At 63.2% G+C, this 25,166-nt stretch carries 24 protein-coding genes; 11 read left to right on the top strand and 13 right to left on the bottom strand.

The window, feature by feature from the left end:
* Positions 1–3 precede the first annotated feature (3 nt).
* From MUN23_RS21030 to MUN23_RS20995, 8 genes are all read left to right on the top strand, one after another.
* Positions 4–366 carry a DUF6507 family protein gene (locus MUN23_RS21030; protein ID WP_248760919.1) on the top strand — a complete coding sequence of 121 codons (363 nt, stop codon included), beginning with the start codon at positions 4–6 and terminating at the stop codon, positions 364–366.
* Positions 367–398: 32 nt separating this feature from the next.
* Positions 399–2,792 (top strand): DNA/RNA non-specific endonuclease, encoded by a 2,394-nt coding sequence (locus tag MUN23_RS21025; RefSeq protein ID WP_248760918.1) that lies wholly within the window; start codon positions 399–401, stop codon positions 2,790–2,792.
* A 9-nt stretch (positions 2,793–2,801) separates the two neighbouring features.
* On the top strand, positions 2,802–3,452 hold the full coding sequence (locus tag MUN23_RS21020; protein ID WP_248760917.1) for a hypothetical protein: 651 nt from the start codon (positions 2,802–2,804) through the stop codon (positions 3,450–3,452).
* Between the two features lie 232 nt (positions 3,453–3,684).
* Complete coding sequence (locus MUN23_RS21015; RefSeq protein WP_248760916.1) at positions 3,685–4,578, top strand: hypothetical protein; 894 nt, start codon at positions 3,685–3,687, stop codon at positions 4,576–4,578.
* Between the two features lie 460 nt (positions 4,579–5,038).
* The gene (locus MUN23_RS21010) at positions 5,039–5,215 is read left to right on the top strand and encodes a hypothetical protein (protein ID WP_248760915.1); all 177 of its coding nucleotides are present in this window, start codon (positions 5,039–5,041) and stop codon (positions 5,213–5,215) included.
* Between the two features lie 196 nt (positions 5,216–5,411).
* Complete coding sequence (locus tag MUN23_RS21005; protein WP_248760913.1) at positions 5,412–5,615, top strand: hypothetical protein; 204 nt, start codon at positions 5,412–5,414, stop codon at positions 5,613–5,615.
* A 436-nt stretch (positions 5,616–6,051) separates the two neighbouring features.
* Positions 6,052–6,258 carry a ribbon-helix-helix protein, CopG family gene (locus MUN23_RS21000; RefSeq protein WP_248760911.1) on the top strand — a complete coding sequence of 69 codons (207 nt, stop codon included), beginning with the start codon at positions 6,052–6,054 and terminating at the stop codon, positions 6,256–6,258.
* Positions 6,255–6,623, top strand: a complete 369-nt coding sequence (locus MUN23_RS20995; RefSeq protein WP_248760909.1) for a type II toxin-antitoxin system death-on-curing family toxin — start codon at positions 6,255–6,257, stop codon at positions 6,621–6,623. The genes MUN23_RS21000 and MUN23_RS20995 overlap by 4 nt, the downstream gene beginning before the upstream one ends.
* 828 nt (positions 6,624–7,451) lie before the next feature.
* Here MUN23_RS20995 and MUN23_RS20990 read toward each other — a convergent pair.
* The 13 genes from MUN23_RS20990 to MUN23_RS20930 form a co-directional block, all read right to left on the bottom strand.
* Positions 7,452–8,654 (bottom strand): acetyl-CoA C-acyltransferase, encoded by a 1,203-nt coding sequence (locus MUN23_RS20990; RefSeq protein WP_248760908.1) that lies wholly within the window; start codon positions 8,652–8,654, stop codon positions 7,452–7,454.
* A 70-nt stretch (positions 8,655–8,724) separates the two neighbouring features.
* Complete coding sequence (locus tag MUN23_RS20985; RefSeq protein WP_248760906.1) at positions 8,725–9,198, bottom strand: MaoC family dehydratase; 474 nt, start codon at positions 9,196–9,198, stop codon at positions 8,725–8,727.
* Positions 9,195–9,953, bottom strand: a complete 759-nt coding sequence (locus MUN23_RS20980) for an SDR family NAD(P)-dependent oxidoreductase (protein WP_248760904.1) — start codon at positions 9,951–9,953, stop codon at positions 9,195–9,197. The genes MUN23_RS20985 and MUN23_RS20980 overlap by 4 nt, the downstream gene beginning before the upstream one ends.
* A gap of 52 nt (positions 9,954–10,005) precedes the next feature.
* Positions 10,006–10,659 (bottom strand): histidine phosphatase family protein, encoded by a 654-nt coding sequence (locus MUN23_RS20975; RefSeq protein ID WP_248760902.1) that lies wholly within the window; start codon positions 10,657–10,659, stop codon positions 10,006–10,008.
* A 132-nt stretch (positions 10,660–10,791) separates the two neighbouring features.
* Positions 10,792–12,054, bottom strand: a complete 1,263-nt coding sequence (locus MUN23_RS20970) for an MFS transporter (RefSeq protein ID WP_248760900.1) — start codon at positions 12,052–12,054, stop codon at positions 10,792–10,794.
* Positions 12,055–12,144: 90 nt separating this feature from the next.
* Positions 12,145–13,479, bottom strand: coding sequence for an MFS transporter (locus MUN23_RS20965; RefSeq protein WP_248760899.1), 1,335 nt, complete (start codon positions 13,477–13,479; stop codon positions 12,145–12,147).
* Positions 13,480–13,881: 402 nt separating this feature from the next.
* Positions 13,882–15,042 (bottom strand): acyl-CoA dehydrogenase family protein, encoded by a 1,161-nt coding sequence (locus tag MUN23_RS20960; RefSeq protein ID WP_248760898.1) that lies wholly within the window; start codon positions 15,040–15,042, stop codon positions 13,882–13,884.
* Between the two features lie 87 nt (positions 15,043–15,129).
* Positions 15,130–16,017, bottom strand: a complete 888-nt coding sequence (locus MUN23_RS20955; RefSeq protein WP_248760897.1) for a 3-hydroxyacyl-CoA dehydrogenase family protein — start codon at positions 16,015–16,017, stop codon at positions 15,130–15,132.
* Positions 16,014–16,823 (bottom strand): enoyl-CoA hydratase/isomerase family protein, encoded by an 810-nt coding sequence (locus tag MUN23_RS20950; protein WP_248760896.1) that lies wholly within the window; start codon positions 16,821–16,823, stop codon positions 16,014–16,016. Before MUN23_RS20950 ends, MUN23_RS20955 begins: the two co-directional genes overlap by 4 nt.
* Positions 16,823–18,049 (bottom strand): acetyl-CoA C-acyltransferase, encoded by a 1,227-nt coding sequence (locus tag MUN23_RS20945; protein ID WP_248760895.1) that lies wholly within the window; start codon positions 18,047–18,049, stop codon positions 16,823–16,825. Before MUN23_RS20945 ends, MUN23_RS20950 begins: the two co-directional genes overlap by 1 nt.
* Before the next feature lie 68 nt (positions 18,050–18,117).
* Positions 18,118–19,320: an acyl-CoA dehydrogenase family protein gene (locus MUN23_RS20940; protein ID WP_248760894.1), complete on the bottom strand. Its 1,203-nt coding sequence runs from the start codon at positions 19,318–19,320 to the stop codon at positions 18,118–18,120.
* A 72-nt stretch (positions 19,321–19,392) separates the two neighbouring features.
* Positions 19,393–20,244, bottom strand: a complete 852-nt coding sequence (locus MUN23_RS20935; RefSeq protein ID WP_248760893.1) for an ABC transporter permease — start codon at positions 20,242–20,244, stop codon at positions 19,393–19,395.
* 41 nt (positions 20,245–20,285) lie between these two features.
* Complete coding sequence (locus MUN23_RS20930) at positions 20,286–21,182, bottom strand: SDR family NAD(P)-dependent oxidoreductase (protein WP_256468661.1); 897 nt, start codon at positions 21,180–21,182, stop codon at positions 20,286–20,288.
* Positions 21,183–21,511: 329 nt separating this feature from the next.
* On the opposite strand from MUN23_RS20930, the gene MUN23_RS20925 reads away from it, so the two are divergent.
* The 3 genes from MUN23_RS20925 to MUN23_RS20915 are packed head-to-tail and all read left to right on the top strand — an operon-like array spanning position 21,512 to position 25,126.
* Positions 21,512–22,360 carry an ABC transporter ATP-binding protein gene (locus tag MUN23_RS20925; protein WP_248760889.1) on the top strand — a complete coding sequence of 283 codons (849 nt, stop codon included), beginning with the start codon at positions 21,512–21,514 and terminating at the stop codon, positions 22,358–22,360.
* Positions 22,353–23,165 (top strand): alpha/beta fold hydrolase, encoded by an 813-nt coding sequence (locus MUN23_RS20920; RefSeq protein ID WP_248760887.1) that lies wholly within the window; start codon positions 22,353–22,355, stop codon positions 23,163–23,165. Before MUN23_RS20925 ends, MUN23_RS20920 begins: the two co-directional genes overlap by 8 nt.
* 47 nt (positions 23,166–23,212) lie before the next feature.
* Entirely contained in the window at positions 23,213–25,126 is a 1,914-nt protein-coding gene (locus MUN23_RS20915; RefSeq protein WP_248760885.1) for an NAD(P)/FAD-dependent oxidoreductase, read from the top strand.
* Positions 25,127–25,166 lie beyond the last annotated feature (40 nt).

The raw sequence follows: 25,166 nt of genomic DNA, 5'->3' as shown, positions 1-25,166 counted from the left end.
GGCATGAGCGGCAGTTGGAACATCGACGTGGCCTCCTCCGTGTCCACGATCAGGGCCACGGCAGCCCAGGCGGAGAGCGTGGAACCGGCCGTTACCGGCATGGAACAGGCCCTGCTGCTCGCTGCATCATCCATTCCCGGCGGGGTGGTGGTGGCCGCTTTGAACGACGTCGTTACCAACCGCCTGGGCCCGAACGCCAGCGCAGCTGTGGCACGAACCGGGACCATCCTTACTTCCACTGTGCAGGCCGTGAGTTTCTACGTCCAGGGAGACCTTGAGATGGCCTCAAGCGCCCAGCGCAGCGCGGCCCGGGCAGGGGTGCCGTCCTCGCTCCCCGGCGCCGGGCCCCGGCCATTGCCGCTGTAGGAGTACCTAAGAGCTTGAAGGGTTAGAGCAATATGGCTTTGTCGCCAGAGGTTTGCACACAAACAGGGTCCTCGGGACTGGACCCTTCAGGGGGTCTCCAACTGCCCGACGTCGATTCCCTCGACGCCGCGGCCGCCGACCTCACGACACATTCGGCCGCCTTCCGCAGCGGTATCGATGCCGCCTCCCGGACCTGGTCCGGACTCGGGTCCTCTTACGTCTCCGAAGAGTCCCCGACCGTTCTGGCCGCGTTCACCAAGGTCTCGCCTCTCGCGGCGAAAGTCTCCGATGACGCTCAGCTGACCTCGAAGGCACTGACGACGTTCTCTTCCACCTGCCGGGACCTGAGGCAGCGGCTTGAGGCCTGCGGCCGCAGCGTCCGGGACCTGGATACGGACATTGATGCCTTCCCGACGTCCGTTGAGAAGACAACAATGGTCAAAGACCAGCAAATCACCACCCAGGTCCAGCAGCACTGGGGTGGCGATGCAGATTTGACGGGCCGCCGCAATGCACTCGCGGCCGAACTTCAGGCCATCCATAACGACTATCTCAGTGCGCAGGATACCTGCGCCGCCGCACTTGCCGGCGTGTCCGGCGGGGAGCCCCACACGGCCGAGCGGCCCGTGTCAGTGGATCTCCGCTCGGGGTCCTGGTTTGATGAGGCGTTGTACGACGCCGGAACACTCATGGGTATTGACCATGGCGGGGAACAGACTCCTTGGGGTGAGCAGACTGTCCCCTACCGCCCGAACGGCGTGTTGGGGTTTCTTCAGGGTATGGGTGCTGGTGCGGTGGAGCTTGTCGATGGTGTCTGGTCCCTGACTGGCACTGGAAACGATGCCAAGCGGGATCAGGCGTGGGGCGGCATGAATGCCATGATGGGCAACGCAGGCACGCTGGCGTCCGTGCCTTTGACTTGGGCATTCAACCGTCAGCAGTGGGAGAAGGATAAACCCGGAATACAGCGCGCTTTGGATGATTACGGTGCCATGGGTGCGGCATTCATCCATCTGGAAAACCATGAAGGCGGCAACCAGAACATCGGTCGTGATATCGGCGGTGCGGTGTTCAACATGGGATCCCTATTTGTCGGCGGCGGAGCCCTAACTAAGACCGGGACCATGGCGGGGAAAGCAGGTCTGGCCGCGGACAGACTAAGCATCGCCACGATGGACAGCGCCCGGCTGGGCAAACTCTCCACAACGCTGAGCAGCACCGCCCAGGGCCTGTACAGCACCAGCACGGTGCTCACCAAGCCAGGATCCCTGGCCCTCAAAGTTTCCGACATACTTATGCCGGACACGACCGCCAAGGTCCTGGACGGCATGACCAAAGTGCGGGTCGGGGTTTTCACGACTCTGGACACGGTCAAGTCCACAGCGGCGGAAAATCTGACAGGGGCCAGACGCGCGGTCGGTACGGGACTTGCCGCAGCGGCGGATGGCATCCGTGCTGTGGACGATGCAGTGCCCAGAACCGATTTTGCTCTTGCCCATGGAGCGGTAACCCATGCCGGCGGTCCCAAAGCGGCTGACTGGCTGGACAATAAAGCCGCCTCGATAGGGGCGAGCAACCCGCCGGCCTTCGCTCCGCCTAAGGGCCCCACAGCAGGCGCAGCCGCGGTCACGAACGACCTGATTAGGCCCGAGCCATTCACCAAGCCCGCCCATGTCAGTGACACCGTTGTCCTCCGTCACGGCGACAGTGCGTTCCCGATCCACCGCAAGGAGAACTTCGCTGACCGGGCAGGGCTGAGACCCAACACCGAGTACATCATTGAACACCGCAGCCTGATGAAGGACGATGCCGGTGTGGTGGACAAGAACACTGTCGAGAAGTACTACACCGATGGGACGGGCACCGTGACCCGTGTGGACACCTACGCCGGGGTCAAGGGCGCGTGGTCGCCGGAACTGAACAAGCCCGTCGCCAACGTCACCTACAACGTCGTGGCCCAAGTGGACGGTGGCATGCAGAACACGTTCACACTCGTCATGGACAGCAAGGGGCATCTGGCATCGGCCAAAGGGCATATCACCTCGACTTTGGTGGGTGACATGAACCGAAACGGCTACCAGCAACTCAAAGCCGGCCGGCTTGGCGGCAAAGATTATGACGGCGGCCATGCAGCACCCTCCGCCCTCGGATTCATCGGTGAGCGGGCTGGTCTTTTTCCTCAGCACTCTTGGCAGAACCGTGGAAAGGGTGCCGAAATTGATTCTGTCCAATTTGGCCAAGTGGAGTCCGAGGTCATCGGGAATGTGAAGCGGCGTTTGGCCTCCGGAGAAAGTGTAAGTTTGAACTGGTCGATGACGACTGTCGCGAGTGCAAAGCCCGGGCTGCCAGCTACGTTCCGTCTTCGTCACGGTTTTGCCGGAGGGAAAGTGGCGACCATCCCGTTTAACAACTTGCCGAAGTCATAAGGTGGACAGATGCGACAAAGCACCACGATTCACACTGCCTTCGTATCCGAGGGTCTACTACGCCTGCAAAAGGAGGCCTTTTCCGACGGGGGACCCGGATACGGTGCGGAAGCCATCGTTAGCACCTCTTTGATTCAACAGACAATTTCCCGTCGCTATGAGGATGTTCTGCGCAATGGGCAATGGGGTTATCCCGACTTTGATGCGGAATTCTCGCACGACGCAATGGATAGTTGGCTTTTAGAGGTGCGGGCACGCTCCTATGTTCCGGGTGAAGGAACCTGGGTGACATACCGGGTGCACCTTTACCCCGAAGCGGCGGGCCGGCTTGAGGTGTTCGACGACGAAATTTTGACAAGGGGCCTCTTTGCCACGCCTGGTGAGGAAGACCTTCCATCTGACGCCGAAACACTAAAATCGGAACTCATCGCCTTTCCCCGAACCGCCGAGAACATCCCAGCCTGGATGTGGGATAAGTTCCGCACCGCAGGTTTGGCACCTCCTGTATTCAATGCGGAACTGAAGACGGTTGACTGGGACAACCGCCGTCGGCCGGTGACAGCACGAGGAACTGATTTTTCGGGGGAACCGACTATTATCGATGTATCTCTTGAGCCGGGCGTGTTCGCAAAAATCGGGAAAAAACTCTTCGGCACCTAGTTCGAGTTGCGGACTAGGCGTAGGCAAAGCCGGGACAGTCGCCAGCGGGGCCGGATCGGTCGCGGAAAAAGTCAGCATCGCAACCACGGACAGTGCCCGGTTGGGCGGGCTCTCGGCAGGGTTTGGCAGTGCAGCTCAGGGTCTGTCTAGCACCGGGGCTTTCCTCTCCAAACCCGGGTCGCTCGCCCTGAAGGTCTCCGACCCGGGTATGCCCCAAACGACCGTCAAAGTCATGGACACGCTCACAGCCATGAAGGTCAACGCCTGGTTGGCTTTAGGCAAATTGCCCGCGGCCGTGGATCACGCGGCTGCCCGTGCCTCGGACGGCTTGGTGGCTGTCTTGCGTGCCGCTGATCAAGTACTGGATCAGGTGTTCCCGACAGTTGTGTCGGCCGGTGCTGGCGGGCTCGGGCAGGGATCGCCGGGGCGGATGGCGGATTCATTGTCCGCGGCTGCTCCCACGGACCACATCCCGGCAGTCGGTCGTGCCCCGGCTGGGCACGTCCCGGGCGCAGCAACCACGACGCAAGTCGTCGCCCCTGTCGAGCACTTCCCGAAGCCGGAAACCATCAAGGAAACCGTCGTCCTTCGGCGCGGCCACGGCAATTTCCCGGTCAGCCCAAAGGATAACTTCGCGGCCCGCACCGGGCTCAAACCAGACACCGAATACGTGGTGGAACACTGGTCGAGGATGAACCAGGTGACAGGCAAGGCCGTCGACTCGGTCGAAACGTACTACACGGATGCCACCGGAAAAGTGGTCAGGGTAGACACGTACGCGGGCGTCCATGATGCCTGGTCACCTGAACTTAATAAGCCGGTGCCGAACGTCACGTACAACGTGGTGGCGAAGGTCGACGGTGGCCTGGAAAACACCTTCACGTACACCACGGACGCCGCCGGACACGCCCAAAGCGTATCGGGAAGGATCGCCTCGACTTTCGTCGGCGACATGAACCGCAACGCCTGGCAACAACTCCTCGCGGGGAAGAGGGTGGGCGGTTTGGGTTACTTGATGTCAGAAGCAGTCTGTACGTCCCCGGACGCGGAACCTATAAGACCTATCGCGTTCACCTGTTCCCTAACGCAACTGGTCGGCTTGAGGTTTTCGATGAAGAGATCCTGACCAAAGGTGGGACACCCGCCGTGCCGAAGGCATTACCCCACCGGTGTACAACTCTGAATTGAAAACCGTGGATTGGGACAACAAGCGACTCCCCGTTACTGACTCAGGCACGGACTTTTCGGCTGATCCGGTCATTATTGACGCGTCGAAAGAGCCTGGCATCTTTTCAAAGATTGGGGCCAAGCTCTTCGGGAGCTAAGCCTTGACGCTTGGCGAGAGCGTTGACCTGGAGTGGCTGATGGAGCTCGTCCCTGGCGCCAAGCCGGACCTGTCTTCCACGCCTCGAACTTGGGTAAAAGTTTGGAGATTGGTCCTGGCAAGATTCTGATTCGATAATCTTCAAACGTGGCAACTGCGGCTCTTCAAGCGGTTCAGATTCATTTTCGCTGTTTGGTCCCCTGAGCTGAACAAGCCGATCCCCAACGTCACCTACAAGGTCGTGGCCCAAATGGACAGTGGCATGCACAACACTTTTATCCTCGTCATGGACGGCACCGGACACCTCGCCTCGGCGAAAGTCCACATCACCTCAACGCTTGTTGGGGATATGAACCGAAACGGGTGGCAACAACTGAAGGCCGGGCGGCTTGGCGACAAAGGTCCCGCGGCCAGGCTCTGCGGGGCCTTCAGCCGTTAACCGCGAAGTATCAAGCCCCTTCTGCGGGTCCGGCCGGCCACGAACTCGGCAAGGTATACCCGCCATCCAGCGTGCTTCCGTCGGTGCCCGCTGAGCGTTGACCTATATGGTGCGCGCCGAATGCCCAGGACGCTCCGCAGGGTTCTGGACATTCGTCTCAGGGGTAGGGTTTGCCATAGTCGACGAAGGGGTCAACATGAGCTACAAATATCGAACCGTCCGGGTTCGCGGTACCGAGATTGTTGGAACGGTTGCGCGGAAGCACGGAGGCGGGCCCGAAATCTACGAGACGGCCAAGGACCCGAGCACATCAGTGGTACCGGTGTTCTTCGAAGCGACGGGCGAGGTCCGTTTTTTCGACAGGTCGGTGCTGGAGGACGTCGTGGCACCCGCGGGTTAGCCGCTGAAGTACACGTGCGCCATCCGCGTCGGCCTTACCGTGGTAGTAATCATGGGCGACCGTGGACTCATGGGATGTGCGAGCGCCTGTCTCGAACTTGAGAATCCGCTTGTACGGTTGTTGACCGGTAGCGGTTCGATGACTAGGTCCTCGGCATGCTCGTTTCTGTCGTGGCACAACGAGGATTTCTTATCAAGACAATGAAACTCCGTGCCCCTACGGGTCCCGGTTGGGGCACGCATCGTTCAAATTAGACCTGGACGAGCGTTGTCGATCCGCCAGAAATCGAAGCTGGCGGGCGTTGTCCGCGGCTCTTACTTCGTGATCAAGGGTGAGTACTGATGAGCTTACTTCCACGCCCGCTGCCACCCCGGGTGCAGTTTTCACCGTCCCGCTGACCAAATTGGCCCTGGTACTGGTTTGGTACCATGAGTGCATGGCTATGAATTTGCGTGTCCCCGAGGATCTGGATCGTCGTTTGGACCAGCTGGCGGCCGAGGAACACACCTCGAAGTCTGCGTTGCTGCTTCAGGGTGCGGAGCTTGTGCTGCAGCGCCACCGGCGCCGTCGCGAGATCAGCGAGGGTCTGGACTTCGTGATGAGCAATGACGCTGAGCTCCTGACGCGTCTTGAGGACGCGTGACGGAGTATCTCCAGATTGAGGACGCGTTACAGGTCGTTGACCGGTACGGGTTTCATATCCGCGATATCGGCCTCCTGGCTTCGGCTCTGGCCCGTCCGTCAACGACGGTCATGGGTGTGGAAGCATATCCGCAGTTGGCGATGAAGGCGGCGGCTCTCATGGAGTCTGTGGCGCGATTCCACGCGTTGATCGATGGCAACAAGCGAACTGCGTGGACGCTCATGGTTTTGATGCTGTGGATCAACGGGTGCCGGCATGACTTCGGCAGTGATGAGGCGTTTGATCTCGTCGTGGGAGTGGCCGCCGGCGACGTCTCGTTGGAGGACAGTGCGGGGATGATTGGCTCGCATCTTGTGAAGCGATGACCACGGAATTCAGTGGCAAGTTAGTGATGCTGGGATCACGCACCGGATTGCCGCGCCTCCAATACGACAGCCGCCGGTTCTGGTGCAGATCCGGATGGCCGCTCATTGGCTTGGTCAGGTGTGTGTCTGCCGAACGGCTCATGAAATGGGTGAAGGATGTGGCCGCGATGAAGTTCTCCGTAGGTTGGTGGGCTTCTCGGCGACGGCCGTCCCTTGTAGGCGGCGTCCCCCCACAACCTAGGACGAGGGCGAAACCGTCCTCATCCCACTCTTGCCAGCGCAAGAAAAACCGCGTCCCTCAACGGGGGAACGCGGTTGGCGTTTGGAGTGCGCAGAGGGATGGATTTCGGGTGTGGACAATGTCCACACTTTGGGTCTCGGTGCCGGCCCCCGTCTGCATCCCTGCGTCGGGGCCGCCCGGCATGGCGTTTCCACGAGCCGTGCGGATTGAGTGGGGGAGGCGGATTGCCGTGGTGAGCCGGTCGTCGTCGACTTGTGATCACGGGACTAGCCCATTTGCCGACGGGTCTGTTCTGCGCTTCTTGGCGCCGTCCAGATTAATGCTTTGACCAAGCCGCTTCGCCCTTGCCGCATCAAGAGCGCATGGGCCGCTGTGTATGCCGGTGCTGCTGTGTCAGAAGGTTCATCCAGCACTATGACCATGCGTGGTGCGTCGCCCTTTGCTGGACAAGCGTGGCCCGATCCGTGCCTTCAACATGGCCGTCGGCATGGAACTCAATTTACTCCGCGGGACGACCTTTGCGGGGTGGATCGTGATGGCGTGTAATCATTTTCCGGCGAGAACGCGCCGTATTTAGTGGGTCCTGTCTAGCGTGCGACTTCGAAGAGACCCGCGGCCCCCATGCCGCCGCCGACACACATTGAAACCACGACGAATTGTTGGTCGCGGCGCCGCGCCTCGAGCAGAGCGCTGCCCACGGCCCGCGAGCCCGTCATCCCGTACGGGTGGCCCAGGGCGATCGCGCCGCCGTTGACATTCAGCTTCTCGGGGTCGATCCCCAGGAAGTCCCGGCAGTAGACGGCCTGCGACGCGAAGGCCTCGTTCAGCTCCCACAGCCCGATGTCCTCAACGCCCAGCCCGTGGAGCTTTAGGAGCTTCGGGATGGCAGTGACCGGACCGATCCCCATTTCGTCGGGCTCGCACCCGCTGACGGCGATGCCGCAATAGTAGCCCAGCGGCTCCAGGCCCAATGACGCCGCATAGTCGCTGTTCATCAGGACGTTGGCGGAGGCTCCGTCGGAGAGCTGCGAGGCATTGCCAGCGCTCACCGTCGGATGCGCGGTGAATTCCCCGGGCTGCAGGACCGTGCGGAGCCCTGCCAGGGTAACAGCGGTGGTGCCGGCTCGCACGCCCTCGTCCCGAGACACCAGCTGCTCGAACTCCGTGACCTCGCCGGTTTCCTTGTCGGTCCGCAACGTGGTCACGCGGATAGGCGTGATCTCGTCGTCAAATAGGCCGCTCACCTGGGCGTGCGCCGCCCGCTGCTGGGACAGCGCGCTCATCCGGTCCTGCGCCTCGCGGCTGATGCCGTAGCGCTCGGCCACGAGTTCAGCCGTCCGTAACATCGACATGTAAGTGCCGGGGTGGTTGGCCTCAAGCCACGGATCCCTACTGCGGTATTTGTTGAGGTGTTCGTTCTGCACCAGCGAGATGGACTCGACTCCGCCGCCCACGGTCACCGCCATGGAGTCGACGAGAATCTGCTTGGCCGCGGTCGCGACCGCCATCAGGCCGGAGGAACATTGCCTATCGATGGTCTGCCCGGGAACCGTCACCGGCAGCCCGGCGCGCAGCGCGCCTTGGCGGGCGACGTTGAAACTTTGCGTCCCCTGTTGCGCGGCGGCACCCATGATGACGTCCTCGACCAGTGTCGGGTCGAGCCCAGTCTTGGCCAGTGCCGCAGCAATCGCGTGCCCGGCCAGCTCGGGAGCCGAAGTGTTGTTGAAGGCCCCGCGGTGCGCCTTGCCAATGGGGGTACGGGCGGTGGCAACAATGGCTGCTCTGGTCATGGGTGCTCCTCAAAATAAGCGGGTCTTTGACGTATGCGGGGCAGCCGGGAGTGGGCACCGTGCCCCGGATTCAGGCGGCCGGGGCCTGGTAGAGCCGGGAGACGACCTCGGCGACACAGCCTGGCTTCTTCGCCTCCCCGTTGAGCTCCTGTTCGACGGTGACCTGGACCGTTGAATGTGCCCAGTTGTCCCCGCGGTCAAGCGCCACCAGTTTGATCCGGCCACGTACGCGCGAGCCGACCAAGACCGGGGCCGGGTAACGGACCTTGTTCGATCCGTAATTCACGCCCATGGACAGCCCGTCGATGCGGTACGTATCGAAAAGGAAACCGGAGACCAGCGAGAGCGTCAGGTAACCATGCACGAGCGTGGTGCCAAACGGACCCGAGGCCGCACGCTCGGTGTCGACGTGGATCCACTGGTGGTCGTTGGTCACCTTGGCGAAGGCATTGATGTCTTCCTGGGTGATGGTGCGCCATTCGGTGACGCCGATTTCCTCACCCACATACTGTGCGAAGTCGTCGATGCCGTTGAAGATCCTCATGCCTTCGGGCCACCTGCCACGTACAGCACCTGGCCGGAAACGAACCCGGCGTTCTCGGAGGCGAAGAAGGACACGGCGTTGGCGATGTCCACGGGCTTTCCGGTGCGGCGTACCGGAATCGCCGCGGCTGCCTTGGCAGTGAAGTCCGCGAAGGTGATGCCCGTGCGCTCGGCCGTGGAGGCGGTCATCTCGGTTTCGATGAAGCCGGGGGCGATCGCGTTGGCGGTCACGCCGAAGGGGCCCAGTTCCAGGGCAAGGGTCTTGGTGAAGCCCTGCAGCCCGGCCTTGGCCGCCGAGTAGTTGGCCTGGCCGCGGTTGCCAAGGGCCGAGGTGCTGGAGAGGTTGACGATGCGGCCCCACTTGGCCTCGACCATGTGCTTCTGGGCGGCCCGGGCGACGAGGAAGGATCCGCGCAGGTGCACGTTCATGACCAGGTCCCAGTCGGAGACTGTCATCTTGAAGAGCATGTTGTCTCGGATGATGCCTGCGTTGTTGACCACCACGAGCGGAGGGCCCAGCTCGTCTGCGGTGCTGGCGACGGCGGCCTCGACGGCGGTCTCGTCCGAGATGTCCGCGACGATGCCAATGGCCCGGTGGCCGGCTGCGGTCAGCTCGGCGGTGAGAGCTTCAAGCCCGGCCTGGTCGAGGTCGATCGCTGCGATGTTGAATCCGTCGGACGCTAGGCGCCGGGCAATTTCGGCGCCGATGCCGCGTCCTGCTCCAGTGACCAGCGCCGTGCGTTGTTGTTCAGTCATGATGAAACCTGTTTCCTTACTCTTGGGTGAATCGATGCCTGTCCCTGGCCGCCTAGCGGTACGTGACCCAGGAGCGGGGAAGATGGCCATGGTCGTTGAATGTCACCATCGTCTTCCCGGATGAACCGGTGACGATCTTGGTGACACCGGAATTTACGGTGACCCGGTTGAGTGCGAGCCATTGCGGGAAGCCGCCGTTGACAAGCCGGGCCGCTGCCCAGGCAATGGCGCCTGAGCTCGAGACGACCACCGCGTCCCGACCCGATCCGAGCCCTTCGACTGCGTCGTCGAGGGCGGTGTCGATCCGCTGGGTGAACGCAGAGAAAGACTCCAGGTAGTCGGCGTCGTGGTTGTTGGAGGCCCAGCGGGCAGAGGCTTTCTCGAGCAGTCGCTGGAAGGCCCGCGAGTCGGTTTTGGCGCTGGGGTCTTCCTCCGGATAGGCGTTCAGCAGGTCGGATGCATTGAATTCGTCCCAGCGCGGATCGACGACGGGTGTCGTGTCCCAGCCGGCAGCCTCGATGAGTCCCTGTGTCGTCTGGCGCTGGCGTTTCATACCGCCGCTGACGATGCGGGTCGGAGTTGTACCAGCCCGCATCAAGTAAGTGCCGAGGGCTTGACTCTGGTCTTTGCCGCGTGTTGACAACCGGTCGTAGTCCTCGGTGCCGAATGATGCTTGTCCGTGCCGGACTAAATAGAGAACACTCACAGTCCCGACCGTAGCCAACGTGGCGGTCAGGAACCATCCCTTGTTGGCTATCGGGGTGCCAGCAGGATGCTTGCGCTACCAGTGGAGCGCCCGGGATCCTCGGTGTCCGCGTTGTGTTTGAAGCCCACCAGGTCAGGTAACAGCCTGCCGTAGATCCGTGGCGGTCTGCCCGCTCACGTGTACTTCTTCTTTGGGTTGATCGGGAACAGCCAGCCTGCGCAGGCCAAGCGGTGCCAGGATCATCATGACGCTTGCGGCCAGCAGGCTCACCCAACCGGCGGAATAGCCCCACTGGTCGGCCAGCAGTCCGAAAAGTACCGGACCTGCGGCGAAGCCGGCGAACAACCCCATGGAGATCCGTCCCGTCGCTGCGCCGGCCTGGGACCCGGGGACCTGGCGCATGACCACCGTGAGCAGGATGACCATGGCGGCGGTTCCGGACAAACCATAGAGCGCGGTTCCTGTCCACATTAGGACCTGTGTTCCCCATAGCGATGAACCGGCTACCAGCCCTACGGCCACGGCGCTGAAGACCGCAATCAAAGCCAGCGGCACCCCGGGGGCCCTGAACCGCTCCGTCAGCCGGCCCCAGACCAACCGTGACACCAGGCCGCTCACCCCCAGCACCACACCGCACACGGCGGCGATTTCGGGCCGCAGGTGGAGGCCCTCGAAGGCGAAGAGCGGCAGGTAAGTGGCCAAGGTCTGGTACTGGACGCCGGAGAGGAAGGCGTAGGCCACGAGCCACGCGAGTCCGACCGCCTTGACGTGGCGCGGCCGGTTCCGGGACGCGCTTGTTGGAGCGGTGCATTGGGGACGGACGTGGAGGTAGCGCAGGGCCGCCCAGAGCGACAGTACGGTGACCACGGCGCCCACCAGGAACCCTGCCTGCCAGGACACCAGCGTGGCAGCCAGCGGGTAGGCCAGGCTGGTGAACACCTGGATGAGCTGGACGCCGGTTTGTTTCACGCCCACCAGCACGCCCCGGCGGCCCGGCTCAACCCGCAAAGCCACCATGCCATTGGTCAGCGGATTGGCCAGGCCAAGGGCCGCTCCGCCTAAGACGGCACTGACCCACAGGCCGGCCATGGACTGCGACAGGGCCGCCGTGACCATGGCGCACAGCCCGAAGCCGTGGAGCAACAGGATGCCCGTGCGTTGAGAAAACCGGTCGGCGGCCCAGCCGAGCGGCGTGGACAGGAGCGCGGCGGCGGTACAAGCCACCACGGCGAAGGAGCCGAACTCCAGGCGCGTCAGGTTGAGGTCCCGTGCCAGCAAGGGACCCAGGGCGCTCACTCCCGTGGTGAGTAGCGGGCCGATCCCCGTGGCCAGGGTCAGGACCGCGCCGAGGCTCATCAGGCCCGTGGTGGCGGATCTTGCAACAGCGGTAGGCACGGTCGGATTCTCCTCAGTATGTGGCCGGACAGGCGCCCGTTTGCCGTAGCGGCTGGGGTCCCAGCGCCGAGCCACGGTGACATGGCCTGATCAGGCAGCAGTTTGAAGCTGTGCCATCACCCGTACCGAGTCACGGTCGGGGTTCACCAGGATCATGGCCAAAATCGCGCCGACGATCGCAACAATGCCGAATGTTTGGAAGGATTGTGCATATCCGACGGCGGGTGAAACCGCCTGGTCCACGATCATCCCGGTCAATGGCGGAGCGACGATGCCGCCAATGGCCATCAAGGCAAGAAACATGCCCAGTGAACCCGCCACTTGGTTCTTGGGACAGATCTGTGAAATGGCCGCGTTCATGATCGGAGCGAGGATGCAGCCGATTCCGTAGCCGAGAGAGACAACTGCCACGACGATGTTAGGCGTGCCGATGTAGGGCAGCACTGCCATCGACGCGCCGCACACAAGAAGGCCTGCCGCCGGGACGATTCCCCTCATGATCCTCGAGCTCACGCCCCGGCTCATGAATCGATCACTGAGGTACGTACTGCCGAACATTGCGAGCATTGCCGCCATGCTGGGGAAACCGAACATGGCTCCAGCCTGGAGGCGTGTGAAACCGAGTCCGACTTCGAAGTACGAGGGCAACCAGGTGAGTACAACGGTCAGCAGCGCGTACATGGGGATTACAGCTGCAAGCGCACCCAGGAAAGTCCCCGTACGGAAGATCGACATCCACGGAACAGCTGGAACTGACGTCTTGGTATTGGCCGAACCCTTGGCAATTGACATGCGGACTTCGCCATAGGGTCCCGGCCGCCAAGTGAAGTACCAGAGCACGCACCAGCCCAGGCCAACGACCAGCATGGCGACGAAGGCGGAATGCCAGCCGAATTGCACGATGAGGAAGGCCAACGCCGGTGCAACTGCGATCTTTGCCAGCGAACTTGAAGAGGCGATGAACGCTCCGGGCATGGAGCGCTTCTCCATGGGATGCCATGAATACAAAGCCGTATGGATGAGGGCGCCGGATGGACCCTCTGTCAGGCCGAGCAGGAAGCGGCTGACCAGGAGAACCACGAAACTGCCGGCGACGATCATGGGGACCATGCAGGCCGCCCAAATGACGGCCAATGCCATCAGGGACCACTTAAGAGTGGCCCACTTGTTGATGAGTCCGGCAAAGAACCCCCCGGCCGAGAACGCGAGGAAGAACACGCTGGCGGTCAGCCCGATTTGAGCTGATGTGAGCCCGAATTCCTCCTTGAGGGGTTGGGCGACAAGTCCGAGCAGGATCTTGTCGCTGTAGTTAACGGTGTACAGCAAAACCAATACTGATGTCAGGCCCCATGCTTTTGCGCGTGACTCTTGACCCGGCGGCGTCATCGTTTCTGGCATTGCTTGCCGTGTGGTGACTTTGGACATGTCATTACCCTTCTATTGTTGCGCATCTTCGCCCAACAGCACGGGACGGCTGACGGTCTTGTAATATCCGGGTATCCACTCGCCAAATGTCGAGTCCGTCATCGACGTGAATCATGACGCGTCCTCTTCCTGATGTCAGGTGGATCCAGATGAGCGTGCCATCCGGGCTGACGTCATCGACCCAGCCGGAGTCTATTTCCCGACCCTCCCGGCGCAGGTCGACGAACTCCTCACGCCACAAGTACTTCCACCGCGTCATCAGATAAGGATCGAGTCGCCTCAACGGCTGCTTGAATCGAGTTCCTTCGCGTGCGGTCTCGGCAACTGAGATGCTTCTCATGGGCCCTATCATGGATCGCGGACTGCCGCTTCCGCGGCTTGGAACAATCTGCATCAGTCTGGTTATCGGAAGGCAGGGACGCCGGTGAGTTTTTGGCCCAGGATGAGGGTGTGGATTTCGTCGGTGCCCTCGTAGGTGCGCACGGATTCCAGGTTGTTCGCGTGCCGCAGCGGCGAGTAGTCCAGCGTGATGCCATTGCCGCCGAGGATAGTGCGGGCCTCCCGGGCAATTTTGATGGCCTCGCGGCAATTGTTCAGTTTGCCGAACGAGATCTGCTCCGGCTGCAGCGTGCCCGCGTCCTTCTTGCGGCCCAGGTGCAGGGCGAGCAGGAAGCCCTTGTTGATCTCCAAGGCCATGTCCACCAGCTTTTGCTGAGTCAGTTGGTATCCGGCCAGGAGTTTGTCGAACTGCATCCGTCCCTTGGAATAGTCGAGGGCGGCCTCGAATGAGTCGCGGGCCGCGCCCATGGCGCCCCAGATGATCCCGTAGCGGGCCTCGTTCAGGCAGGAGAAAGGGCCTTTGAGTCCGACGACGTCGGGCAGCACCGCGGATTCGGGCAGGCGGACATCGGTGAGTTCGATATCGCACTGGATGGACGAGCGCATGGACAGCTTCGGTCCGATCGGGGTGGCGGTGAACCCCGGGGCCGAGGTGGGCACCACGAAGCCGCGCACGCCTTCGTCGGTCCGGGCCCAGATGATCGCGACCTGGGCCACGGAGGCCAGCCCGATCCAGCGCTTGGCGCCGTTGAGTACCCAGTCGCTGCCGTCGCGGCGGGCGAACGTCGTCATACTGCCCGGGTCCGAGCCCGCAGTGGGCTCGGTCAGGGCGAAACAGCCGATCGCCTCGCCGGCAGCCATTGCCGGCAGCCATTCCTGCTTCTGTTCCTCGGAACCGTGCTTGTAGATCGCGCTCATGGCCAGCGATCCCTGCACGGAAACAACAGTCCGCAGCCCCGAGTCCCCGGCTTCCAGCTCCGCTCCGGCCAGGCCGTAGTCCACGGCGGAACGGCCGGCACAGCCGTAGCCTGTCAAATGCATACCCAGCAGGCCCAGCTTGGCCAGTTCCGGGACGATCTCCAGTGGGAAGTGGGCCCTTTCATACCAGCCGGCGATGTTCGGCTTGACTTCGCTGTCGACGAAGGACCGCACGGAATCGCGCAGGGCACGCTCTTCTGCGGTGAGCAGGGAATCAAAATCGATCAGATCGCTGATATCAGACATTCATGGCCTTTCACGGTGATGGTCGAGTGTTCGGGGAGCGCCGGGGTGTCTTGGTGCGCATCTCCCTGATGAGGACAGGAGGCCCGTTCAGTTCCAGTCGTAGAATCCCTGGCCGGTCTTGCGTCCGAGCTCACCGGCAGCGACCTTGTCACGAAGGATCTGGGGAGGTGCGAAGCGCTCGCCCAGGGTTGACTGCAGGTATTCGGCGATGCCGAGGCGCACGTCGAGTCCAACGATGTCGGTGGTCCGGAGCGGCCCTACCGGGTGCTTGTAGCCCAGGACCATGGCGTTGTCGATGTCCTCGGCGCTGGCCACTCCCTCTTCGATCATCCGCATCGCCTCCAGTGCGATCGCGACGCCAAGTCGGGAAGAAGCGAAGCCGGGCGCGTCCTTGACTACCACGGCGGTTTTACCCAGTCCCAACACCCACTGTTTTGCTGCGGTGAGAGTCTCTTCGGCGGTCTTTTCACCCACGACCACCTCGATGAGCGTGGAGGCGGGGACAGGGTTGAAGAAATGCAGGCCCAGGAATGACTCAGGCTTGGGCAGCGCCTCGGCGAGCCTGCTGACCGAGAGGGACGACGTGTTGGTCGCCAGAAAGGCGTGCGGGGAAAGGTGTTCCGCCACGGTGCTGAGTGCTGTTGCCTTCAGCCTTGCGTCCTCGGGAACTGCCTCGACGACGAGGTCGCAGGAAGCGAAGGAGGCGTATTCGGTACTCGTTTCGAACCTCGTCAGGACTTCGCCGCGGTCGCCGGAGACGGCACCGCGGTCAAACGATGCCGCAACGGATGCGGCGACCCGCTCCCGGGCGCCACGGGCGGAGTCATCGTCGCGTTCGACGACGATGACTTTCGAGCCATTAAGGAGGAAGGCATGGGCGATGCCGGCGCCCATGCGGCCGCCGCCCAGTACGCCGATGGTGGCCGGCAGGAGCCCGGCAGGGTTGCTCGAGGATGCTTCGTTGGTGTTCGTCATTGCTGCTTCTTCCTGTCCAGGAACTGCTGCATGCGGTCGAATTTCTCTGCTGATTCGAAGAGCAGGCCCTGGGCAAGGTTGTCGATGAGTGGGTGGATTTCGCGCGGACTGTGGAACACAGCCTTCGTCACGCGAACTGCGAGGGGGTCCTGCCGGGCGATGCGGTCGGCCAGGGCATGGGCCGCATCGAGGAGATGCTCAGGGTCAACGAGTTCTGTGATCAGACCCGCGCTGAGGCATTCGTCGCCTGTCAGCGTGCGTCCGGCGAAGAGAATTTCCTTGGCCAAGGGTTCCCCGACGAGCTCGCGAAGCCGCCAGGTTGCCCCGGCAGCGGCCATGATGCCCAGCCCGGTTTCCGGGTTCCCCATGCGCAGGCCGGCGGTCCCGATCCGGAAATCGGCGGCGTAGGCGAGTTCGGCGCCCCCACCGAGGGCGTAGCCGTCCAAGGCCGCGATCACGGGCATGGGAAGCTTCGCGATCCGGTCAAACACCCCGGAGTTGATTCCCAACAGGGCGTCATCCCGACGGCGTTCGCGAAGTTGGGCGATATCCGCACCGGAGGCGAAGATGGCCTTTGCTCCGGTCGCCGGATCCGCTGGCGTGCCCGAGAGGATGAGGATTTTGGGGGTCGCCTCAAGGTGGGCGCAGACGGCGTGCAGTTCGGTCCCCATGGCGGCGTCGATGGCGTTGCGCACCTCGGGGCGGTTCAGCCGGACCGCCAAGCGGTCCTCGCGTTCCTCGACCTGCAGCGTCACGAAAGCCGAGGCATCCAAAGCCGTCCCGGCGTCGTTCACTGCCGCTGTCATCACACGCCTTCCAGCAGGAGGGCGGTGCCCTGGCCGAGGCCGACGCACATCGTCGCGAGGCCGAGCTTGCGGCCTTCCCGGGCCAGTTCACGTTCCATGCGCCCGAGCAGGGTCACCACGAGCCGGGACCCGGAGGAGCCGAGCGGGTGGCCGAGGGCGATGGCGCCGCCGTCGGAATTTACAATGTCTTCCTCCAGCTTGAGCTCCCGCATGACGGCCAGGGACTGCGAGGCGAAGGCCTCGTTGAGTTCAACGGCACCTAAATCACTGACCGAAAGTCCGGCGCGCTCCAAAACCTTGCGCGTCGCAGGAACGGGGCCGATCCCCATGATCTCCGGAGACACCCCGGCCGAGTTGCCCTGAAGGATCCGGGCCCGCGGCGTCAGGCCGTACTTCTGGACGGCGGCTTCTGAAGCCACGATGATGGCGGACGCGCCGTCGTTAAGGGTGGAGGCGTTGCCGGCGGTGACCACGGAGCCGCCCTTGACCACCGGGCGCAGTCCGGCGAGCACGTCCAGCGTGGTTCCGGCCCGGGGGCCTTCGTCGGTGTCCACAAAGGTCACGGCGCCCTTGCGGCCTGCAACGCTCACGGGCACGATTTCACCGGCAAAGCGGCCGGCCTCGATCGCGGCAAGTGCTCGTTCATGGGAGCGGACGGCAAAGGCGTCACAGTCGTCCCGGGACGTGCCGAACACCCGGGCGACTTCCTCGGCGGTCTCCGGCATGGACAACGCGGCCTTGCCGTCGCGGGAGTGCGGCCCGGACAGGAACGCGGGGTTGGTGAACCGCCAGCCGATGGAGGTGTCGAAGACCGCGCCGGGCTTGGCAAAGGCCGTGGCCGGTTTTTCCATGACCCACGGGGCACGGCTCATGGACTCAACCCCGCCGGCGACGACGATGTCCGCGGCGCCGGCTTTGACCATGTGGCTCGCCATGATGATGGCGGACAGTCCGGAGGCGCACAGGCGGTTGACGGTGATGCCCGGAACGCTGTCCGGGTAGCCGTTGAGCAGCCAGGCCATCCGGGCGACGTTGCGGTTTTCCTCGCCCGCGCCGTTGGCGTTGCCCAGGATGATCTCGTCCACGGTGGCCGGGTCAATCCCGGCGCGTTCGACGGCGGCGCGCACCGTGAGTGCCGCGAGGTCGTCCGGCCGGACGGAGGAGAGGGCGCCGCCGTAGCGGCCCACGGGTGTGCGGGCGCCGCCAATCAGAAAGGCCTCAGCCATGTCTTTACCATTCCTTTGTTCGTGTCACTGCTTGGTCTGCCGCGATCCGCGGTAACGGACCGGGGCGTTCAGTTGAAAGCGGAGATGCCGGTGATGTCGCGGCCCACGATGAGCGCCTGCATGGAGTCGGTGCCCTCATAGGTGGAGACGACTTCCATGTCGGTCATGTGGCGGATGACGTGGTTCTCCAGGAGCAGTCCGTTGCCGCCCAGCAGGTCACGTGCCTCGTTGCAGATCCACTTACCCTTCTGGGCGGTGGCCATCTTGACCATCGAGGCCTGGGCGTTGGTGAGCTGGCCCCGGTCCGCGAGTTCGGCCATACGTGTGCACAGCAGCTGCATGGTGGTCAGCTCGCTGAGCATGTTGGCCAGCCGGGATTGCACCAGCTGGTAGGAGGCGATGGGTTTGCCGAACTGGTGGCGCGTCTGGGCGTAGTCAGAGGCAATTTCGAAGACGGCCATGGCGTGTCCGACTGCCTCCCAGGCTGCACCGCCACGGGTTGCCTGGAGCACGCGGGACACGTCACGAAAGGAGTGGCATCCTTCGAGCCGGCTGCTGGCGGGGAGGCGCATCTCCTCGATGACGATGTCGGCCTGGAGGATGGCGCGTTTGCCCACCTTGCCGGTGATGACGGTGGGGGAGTACCCGGCGGGGTACCGGCCGTCGTCGTCCTTTTCAACAACGAAGGCGTTAACGTTTCCGTCCTCCGCGTTGCGGGCAAACAGGACGATGACGTCCGCCACATGCCCGTTGCCGATCCAGCGCTTGTGGCCGTTCAGGACCCAGTGGTCCCCGTCGCGCCGGGCCTGGGTCTCCAGGGCAACGGAGTCCGAGCCATGGTCGGGTTCTGTCAGCGCGAAGGCTCCCGTCTTGTTAATGCGTGCCAGGGCCGGAAGCCAGCGTTCTTTTTGCTCGTCGCTGCCGAGAATGTTCAGGGCGCCCATGCACAGATTGGAGTGGACGCCGAGGAAAGTGTTGAGGCTGCCGTCCGCCCGGGCCATCTCCCGGGCCACCATGCCGGCGGCCTTGCGGCTCATTCCCGGGCAGCCGTGGCCCTGGATCGTCGTTCCGATGATGCCCAGTTCCGCCAGCGGCGGCAGGAGTTCGGTGGGAAACTCGGCCTTCTCCCAGTAGTCGTTAATGACGGGCAAGACGCGCTGCTCGGCGAAGTAGCGCACCTTGTCCCGGATTGCGGCTTCTTCCAGGGTGAGGTCGTCGTCCAGCCGGAAGTAGTCGGAGGTTGATGTCTGACGGTCCACTGCGGTGGTCATGATTGAACTTTCCGTTCTTGAACTTGATTGAACTGCCGTGATGCTGTGGTGAGGGCTACTCCCGCGGTCGACCTATCTCGTCCACTTGGTCACGAGCTTTTGCAGGCCCGAAATGGAAACGTCAAGAACCATCGACAGCAAGCCCATTGCCAGCAGGATGGCAAAGGTCTCCGCGACCTGGAAGTTGTTGGTCACAACGACCAGTCGCTGTCCCAGGCCGGTGTAGGCACCGACCATTTCCGACACAACCGCACCGAGCACCGAGTAGACGGCGCCAAGCCGCAAACCACCAACAATGGACGGCAGTGCCGAGGGCAACTCAATCTTGAAAAAGCGCTGCTTCCGTGTCATGCCCAGCGACTTGGTCAACTGTTTTATGTCGTGGTCGATGCTCTGCAGGGCACCCATGGTGCTGGTCATCAGGACGAAGAACACGACGCTGAAGGCAACCAGGGCTTTCGGGCCGAACCCCAGGCCGAACCAGAGGATGAAGATCGGTGCCAACGCCGGACGCGGAAGGCTGTTCATCAGGGTCAGGAAAGGCCTGGCCGCGACGTGCAGAACCTCGACGCGGGCGAAGACGACGCCGGCCAGGATGCCCAGGACCGTACCGGCGATCAGACCGGCCATCGCGCCGCTGAACGTCGCGGTCACATCAACCCAGAACGTGTCATCCGCCAACTGCTTGATGAACGATGTCCCGACATCAAGGGGGGTGGATACCAGCGTCGGATCCATGATCCCCTGGCCGGTCACAAAGGCCCAGCTGAAGACGAAGGCGGCGAGCGCACCGATCCTCAGGGCCCAGACGCCCAGTTGCCGGTTGATCCGTGATCGGCGCCGTTCCGCGAGGATCGTGTTGTCGTTGTAGGCCGGCGCTGATGCGGAGGCAACCAGAGTGTCCGCCTTAGCGATCGTTTCCATGTCAAGCCTTTCCCTTGCGGTCTTCGGTGGTGCTGGACGAATCACGCATTGCGCGGTTCGCGGACGAGCTTTGCATCGAGCGGCGACGAGGTGTGCGGTCCGCCGGTGACCTGCAGGACCGTTCCGGTGATGAAGCTCGACGCGTCGGAGCACAGGTACAGGCACGCGTCGGCCACTTCCTCCGGCAAGCCCACACGCCCGAGGGCCAGGAACTCGCCGAACGTCTTCTCGGTCTCCGGTGAGGCAAAGCGGGAAGCCGGCGTCAGGGTGGCGCCGGGTTCGACGCAGTTCACGCGGACGCCGCGGTCGGCCCATTCCCACGACATTGTCTTGGTCAGGGAGGCGAGTCCCGCCTTGGCGGCTGCATACGCGCCGCGCATCGGGTGGGCGTGGTTCGCCGAACCGGACCCGACGTTGATGATGCTTCCGCCGCCCTGCATCTCGAACACCGGAAGGCAGGCGACGGCTGTGTGGAACGCGCCGCTGAGGTTGGTGCCGATTGTCGCATTCCAGGCATTGACAGAAAGGTCCTCCAAGCGCGAGGCGAAGTTGCCCCCGGCATTGTTGATCAGGATGTCGATCCGGCCGAACTGCTCGACGGCGGCCCGGACAAGGGCATCGGCGGTCTCGGGTTCCCGGATGTTTCCGGTGACCACGATCGCCTTGCGTCCGAGTTCCTGGATTTGCTCGGCCTTGGCCTGGAGGGTTTCGGCCTTGCGTCCGTGCAGGATCAAATCCGCGCCAGCTGCGGCGAACTTGTCGGCAAGCGCCGAACCAATGCCGCCGGAAGCGCCCGTTACGATGACCACCTGGCCAGTGAAATCGAAGCTGGTCTGACCCGACTTTTTGCTGCTGGTGGTGACTGTGTTCGTCATCTGACGTCCTCCTGATTGATGCGCCCGGTGGGTGCCGCTGATGCACGCACGGCGGGCTCTCATGGCGTTGGTGCGTTTGAGAAAGCCTCGTTCCAATCGGGGCCCGGGGCAATGATCGAATCGCTATCGAGGCGATAGCCATGGATCAGGCCTGTTTTTCTTGACTCTGTTGCCAAGGTGTTCAACGATTCATTGACCAGTGGGTGACGTGCACCACAGGATCTGCCTTCCGGTTTCCTTGTGTTCATTGCTGTCCAGCGTGATCATCCTTGGTGCCGGCTCAGCGATCGTCAGCCAAAGAAGACTGCCAAACGGGTCGGCCCCGCAAACAAACGACTGGAGCGACAATGCCCAATTCAACCCTCCGCTCAACCAGTGATAGAGAGATTCCTATGAATGGACTGGCTGAAACGACGGCGCAGCCCACCGCAGCCAAGGGGGTTTCTGTCGAGTTCGAGAACGTGAACCACAGCTTCCTCCACGGCAACCGGCCGGTGCGGGTGTTGGACAACTTCAACCTGCGCATCGAGCCTTCGGAGTTTGTCAGCATCGTGGGCCCGTCGGGCTGCGGCAAGACGACGGCCCTCGGGATGGTGGGCAACCTCTTGAAGCCACGCAGCGGCACGGTTCGCATTGACGGCGCCGAGGTGCGCCCCGGAAGCAATGATGCGGCCTTCCTCTTCGCCCGCGACGCGCTGCTGCCCTGGCGTCGGGTCCGCAGCAACGTCGAGCTTGGTATGGAGATCCGCGGTGTTCCCAGGGAAGAACGGCGCGAACGCGCCGAGGCCTGGCTGCGCCGGGTCCGTCTGCACGACTTTGCCGACTCCGATGTCCTCCACCTCTCACAAGGCATGCGCCAACGCGTAGCGATCGCACGGACCTTGGTGCAGAATCCCAAGGTTCTACTCATGGACGAGCCGTTCGCGGCCCTTGACGCACAGACCCGCGCGATCCAGCAGGAGGAGTTCACCCAACTCTGGGAAGCTGAGCGCCCCACGGTCATATTCGTAACCCACGACCTTGAGGAAGCCATCCTGCTCAGCGACCGCGTTATCCTGATGGCCAGCCGGCCCGGCCGCATGGTGGTCGACATGAAGATCGAGCTGGAGCGGCCGCGGCGCCAGGAGATGCGTCGGGACTCCGATCTGTTCAAATCCTATTTCCACGACATGTCCGATCGGCTTCGAAGCGAAGTCGAACTCGCCGAACAGCGCATCAGGGAGGAGAGCCAGAATGGCTGAGGCCCCGCAGAAGATTGCCGGCGCCGATGGCACCACTGTCGCCTATCGCCAGTATGGCGACGGCCCGCGGCTGATCACCTGCCTGCACTCATTGGCGTTGGACGGATCGTGGTACGCACCCTTGGCCGAGGCCCTTGGTGACGAGTATCGCCTGCTCGCACCGGACTTCCGCGGACATGGAGAAAGCGTGCGCGGAGAATCCGCCCCCACGCTGGGACTTGTTGCCCGGGACATCGCCGCCATCTGGGATGCCGAAGATATCAAGAGTTCCGTGGTGCTGGGCATCTCTCTGGGCGGCATGGTCGCCCAGGCTGTCACCGGCAGCTTCCCCGACCGCGTCGACGCACAGATCCTGATGGCGACCCGGGGCGGCTACGATGAAGCAGCCACCCGCGGAACCCTGGCACGCGCGGCCGAGGTCCGGGCCCCGAACGGGCTCGAACGGGCCGAGGAAATGACAATGCGCCGCTGGTTTGGGGACGGTTCCCGAAATACCGCGGACCCCTTGGTCCGGCAGGCTCGCGCACAGTTCCTCGGCGCCGGCGGCAACACGATCGCCGAGTATTTCGAAGCCATGACCCAGGTCGGCGACTTCCATACGGACTCACCGCCGCCAACCCTCGTCATCGGCGGCGATGACGACCAGAGCACCCCTCGTGCGGTGATCGAACAGCTTGCCGCCTCACTCGCCGGTGCCCAACTGCGCTTTGCGAAGGGCGGACATCTCGTCGCCTTCGAAAATCCATACGAGGTCGCCGCAACCGTGCGGCCCTTTCTCGACAGCCTGGATTGCTGGACCCAATAACGGCCCACCAGCACCTTGATCCATATGAACTGCTTAACGGAGACGACATGAATAAAACCCTAGATCGCGTGATGACAGAGATGAGCGAAGAAGCTCTTCGCGCGCATCTGGAATCCGCCCAGGTCCCCGCGCTCGTCATGCTGACGGCCCACGTCACCGGCGACGCCACCGTGCTGCGCGACGAATGGCGACCGAACCTCAAGACGCTTCCGCTAAGCGGCCTGGATCCGGCAACCGAGGCGGAGGCCCGGGCCCATTGTTTCGAACTGCTCGCGCCGTTCCTTCCCACCCAGAACGAATGGGCGGCGGTCCCCGACGAGTCGCTGCGGCAAAAACTTGCTACGTGGCTGATGGGCGGGGAGAACGAAGATGCCCAGGCCATGGCTGCGGTCGCGTTTACCCCCAACAACGTGGACCCGCGCAAGCCGGACTGGACGTTGGATTCGGTGGCCCCGGGCAGCGCTTTGAGCGCCGTGGTGATCGGTGCCGGGTTCTCCGGCCTGCTAGCCGGACTGAGGCTGAAGCAGGCGGGTGTTCCGTTTAGGATCATCGAGAAGAGCGTGGACGTGGGCGGCACCTGGTGGGAAAACACCTACCCCGACTGCCGCACCGACGTCCGCAGCCACATCTATACGTACTCCTTTGTGCAGCACGACTGGGAAACCCACTATGGCCGCCAGGAAAAGATCCACGGCTACCTGCACCAGTTCGCCGCCGACAACGGCCTGCTTGAGCACATGGTCTTCGGCACGGAGGTCACGGCCACCCGCTGGGACGGGGAAACCGGAACCTGGACCCTTGAAACCAAGACCGCCGCAGGCGTCGGTGGAACCATCGAATCCAACATTGTGGTCAGCGCCGTGGGCCAGCTCAACCGGCCCTCCATCCCCAACCTCCAGGGCCTGGATTCCTTCAACGGCCCGGTGGTGCACTCCGCGCAGTGGGACCACGGGATCGACTTCACCGGCAAGCGGGTGGTGGTCATCGGCACGGGTGCCAGCGCCCTGCAGTTCGCACCCGCCGTCGCGAAAGTTGCCGAGCAGGTCACCATCTTCCAGCGCAGCGCCCCTTGGCTGCGTCCCACCCCGGTGCTGCGCCAGGAGATCGAATACGGCGAACGCTGGCTGCTGAGCAACCTGAACCAGTACCGCGCCTACTACCGCTTCTCCATTTTCCTGCCCCGGCTCATCGGCAACCTGCCGGCCGCTACTGTGGACCCGGACTTCCCGCCGACCGAGGTCTCAGTCTCCGCTGCCAACGAGGCGCTTCGCCAGGAGCTGACCGCATACTTGGAGGAGCAGGCCGGGGACGACGAGGAGCTGCGCAAGCAGATCGTCCCCGACTACCCGCCGGCCGCCAAGCGGGTCATCTGCGACGACGGCACCTGGGTGAAGACGCTCAAGCGGGACAACGTCCGCTTGGTCAGTCAGGGCGTGAACCGCATCGACTCCGACGGCGTGTGGCTCGGCGACGAGCACGTCCCGGCCGACATCATCCTGCTCGGCACCGGCTTCAAGGCCTCCGACTTCCTGCTGCCCATGTCCGTGGCGGGCATCGGAGGCAAGGACCTGCACGAGACCTGGGGCATCGACGCGAGCGCCTACCTGGGCGTGACATTGCCTGGCTACCCGAACTTCTTCTGCATGTACGGGCCCAACACCAACACCGTTGTCCACGGGAACCTGGTGTTCTTCCTCGAATGCCAGGCCAACTACATGATCGATGCGGTGAAGACGCTGGCCGCCGGCGGCCACCGCGCCATGTCCCTGCGCCCTGATGTGTTTGCCGAGTACGACAAGGAAATCACCGAAGCCAGCGCCAAGCGAACCTGGGGCTGGTCCAAGACCCACAGCTGGTACATGAACGCCGAGGGCCGATCCACCATCATGTGGCCGCTGCCGGCCCGCGAATACTTCGAACGCACCAGCCATGTTCGCACCGAAGACTACAACCTCGGCTGACCCGTTCCGCCTATTTCTTCCACCATCCGAACCACAACAC

The sequence above is a fragment of the Pseudarthrobacter sp. SSS035 genome, from assembly GCF_023273875.1.
In the GTDB taxonomy this organism is placed as follows: Bacteria; Actinomycetota; Actinomycetes; order Actinomycetales; family Micrococcaceae; genus Arthrobacter.
This window is presented reverse-complemented; position numbering and strand designations above follow the sequence as displayed.

Coding starts and splice junctions, on each gene's coding strand:
- MUN23_RS21025 (WP_248760918.1), top strand. CDS start 399: ATGGCTTTGTCGCCAGAGGTTTGCACACAAACAGGGTCCTCGGGACTG.
- MUN23_RS21005 (WP_248760913.1), top strand. CDS start 5,412: ATGAGCTACAAATATCGAACCGTCCGGGTTCGCGGTACCGAGATTGTT.
- MUN23_RS20950 (WP_248760896.1), bottom strand. CDS start 16,823: ATGACAGCGGCAGTGAACGACGCCGGGACGGCTTTGGATGCCTCGGCT.
- MUN23_RS21000 (WP_248760911.1), top strand. CDS start 6,052: ATGGCTATGAATTTGCGTGTCCCCGAGGATCTGGATCGTCGTTTGGAC.
- MUN23_RS20930 (WP_256468661.1), bottom strand. CDS start 21,182: ATGAGAGCCCGCCGTGCGTGCATCAGCGGCACCCACCGGGCGCATCAA.
- MUN23_RS20925 (WP_248760889.1), top strand. CDS start 21,512: ATGAATGGACTGGCTGAAACGACGGCGCAGCCCACCGCAGCCAAGGGG.
- MUN23_RS20985 (WP_248760906.1), bottom strand. CDS start 9,198: ATGAGGATCTTCAACGGCATCGACGACTTCGCACAGTATGTGGGTGAG.
- MUN23_RS20955 (WP_248760897.1), bottom strand. CDS start 16,017: ATGACGAACACCAACGAAGCATCCTCGAGCAACCCTGCCGGGCTCCTG.
- MUN23_RS21020 (WP_248760917.1), top strand. CDS start 2,802: ATGCGACAAAGCACCACGATTCACACTGCCTTCGTATCCGAGGGTCTA.
- MUN23_RS20965 (WP_248760899.1), bottom strand. CDS start 13,479: ATGTCCAAAGTCACCACACGGCAAGCAATGCCAGAAACGATGACGCCG.
- MUN23_RS20920 (WP_248760887.1), top strand. CDS start 22,353: ATGGCTGAGGCCCCGCAGAAGATTGCCGGCGCCGATGGCACCACTGTC.
- MUN23_RS20935 (WP_248760893.1), bottom strand. CDS start 20,244: ATGGAAACGATCGCTAAGGCGGACACTCTGGTTGCCTCCGCATCAGCG.
- MUN23_RS20990 (WP_248760908.1), bottom strand. CDS start 8,654: ATGACCAGAGCAGCCATTGTTGCCACCGCCCGTACCCCCATTGGCAAG.
- MUN23_RS20980 (WP_248760904.1), bottom strand. CDS start 9,953: ATGACTGAACAACAACGCACGGCGCTGGTCACTGGAGCAGGACGCGGC.
- MUN23_RS20960 (WP_248760898.1), bottom strand. CDS start 15,042: ATGTCTGATATCAGCGATCTGATCGATTTTGATTCCCTGCTCACCGCA.
- MUN23_RS21010 (WP_248760915.1), top strand. CDS start 5,039: ATGCACAACACTTTTATCCTCGTCATGGACGGCACCGGACACCTCGCC.
- MUN23_RS20940 (WP_248760894.1), bottom strand. CDS start 19,320: ATGACCACCGCAGTGGACCGTCAGACATCAACCTCCGACTACTTCCGG.
- MUN23_RS20945 (WP_248760895.1), bottom strand. CDS start 18,049: ATGGCTGAGGCCTTTCTGATTGGCGGCGCCCGCACACCCGTGGGCCGC.
- MUN23_RS21030 (WP_248760919.1), top strand. CDS start 4: ATGAGCGGCAGTTGGAACATCGACGTGGCCTCCTCCGTGTCCACGATC.
- MUN23_RS20915 (WP_248760885.1), top strand. CDS start 23,213: ATGAATAAAACCCTAGATCGCGTGATGACAGAGATGAGCGAAGAAGCT.
- MUN23_RS21015 (WP_248760916.1), top strand. CDS start 3,685: ATGGACACGCTCACAGCCATGAAGGTCAACGCCTGGTTGGCTTTAGGC.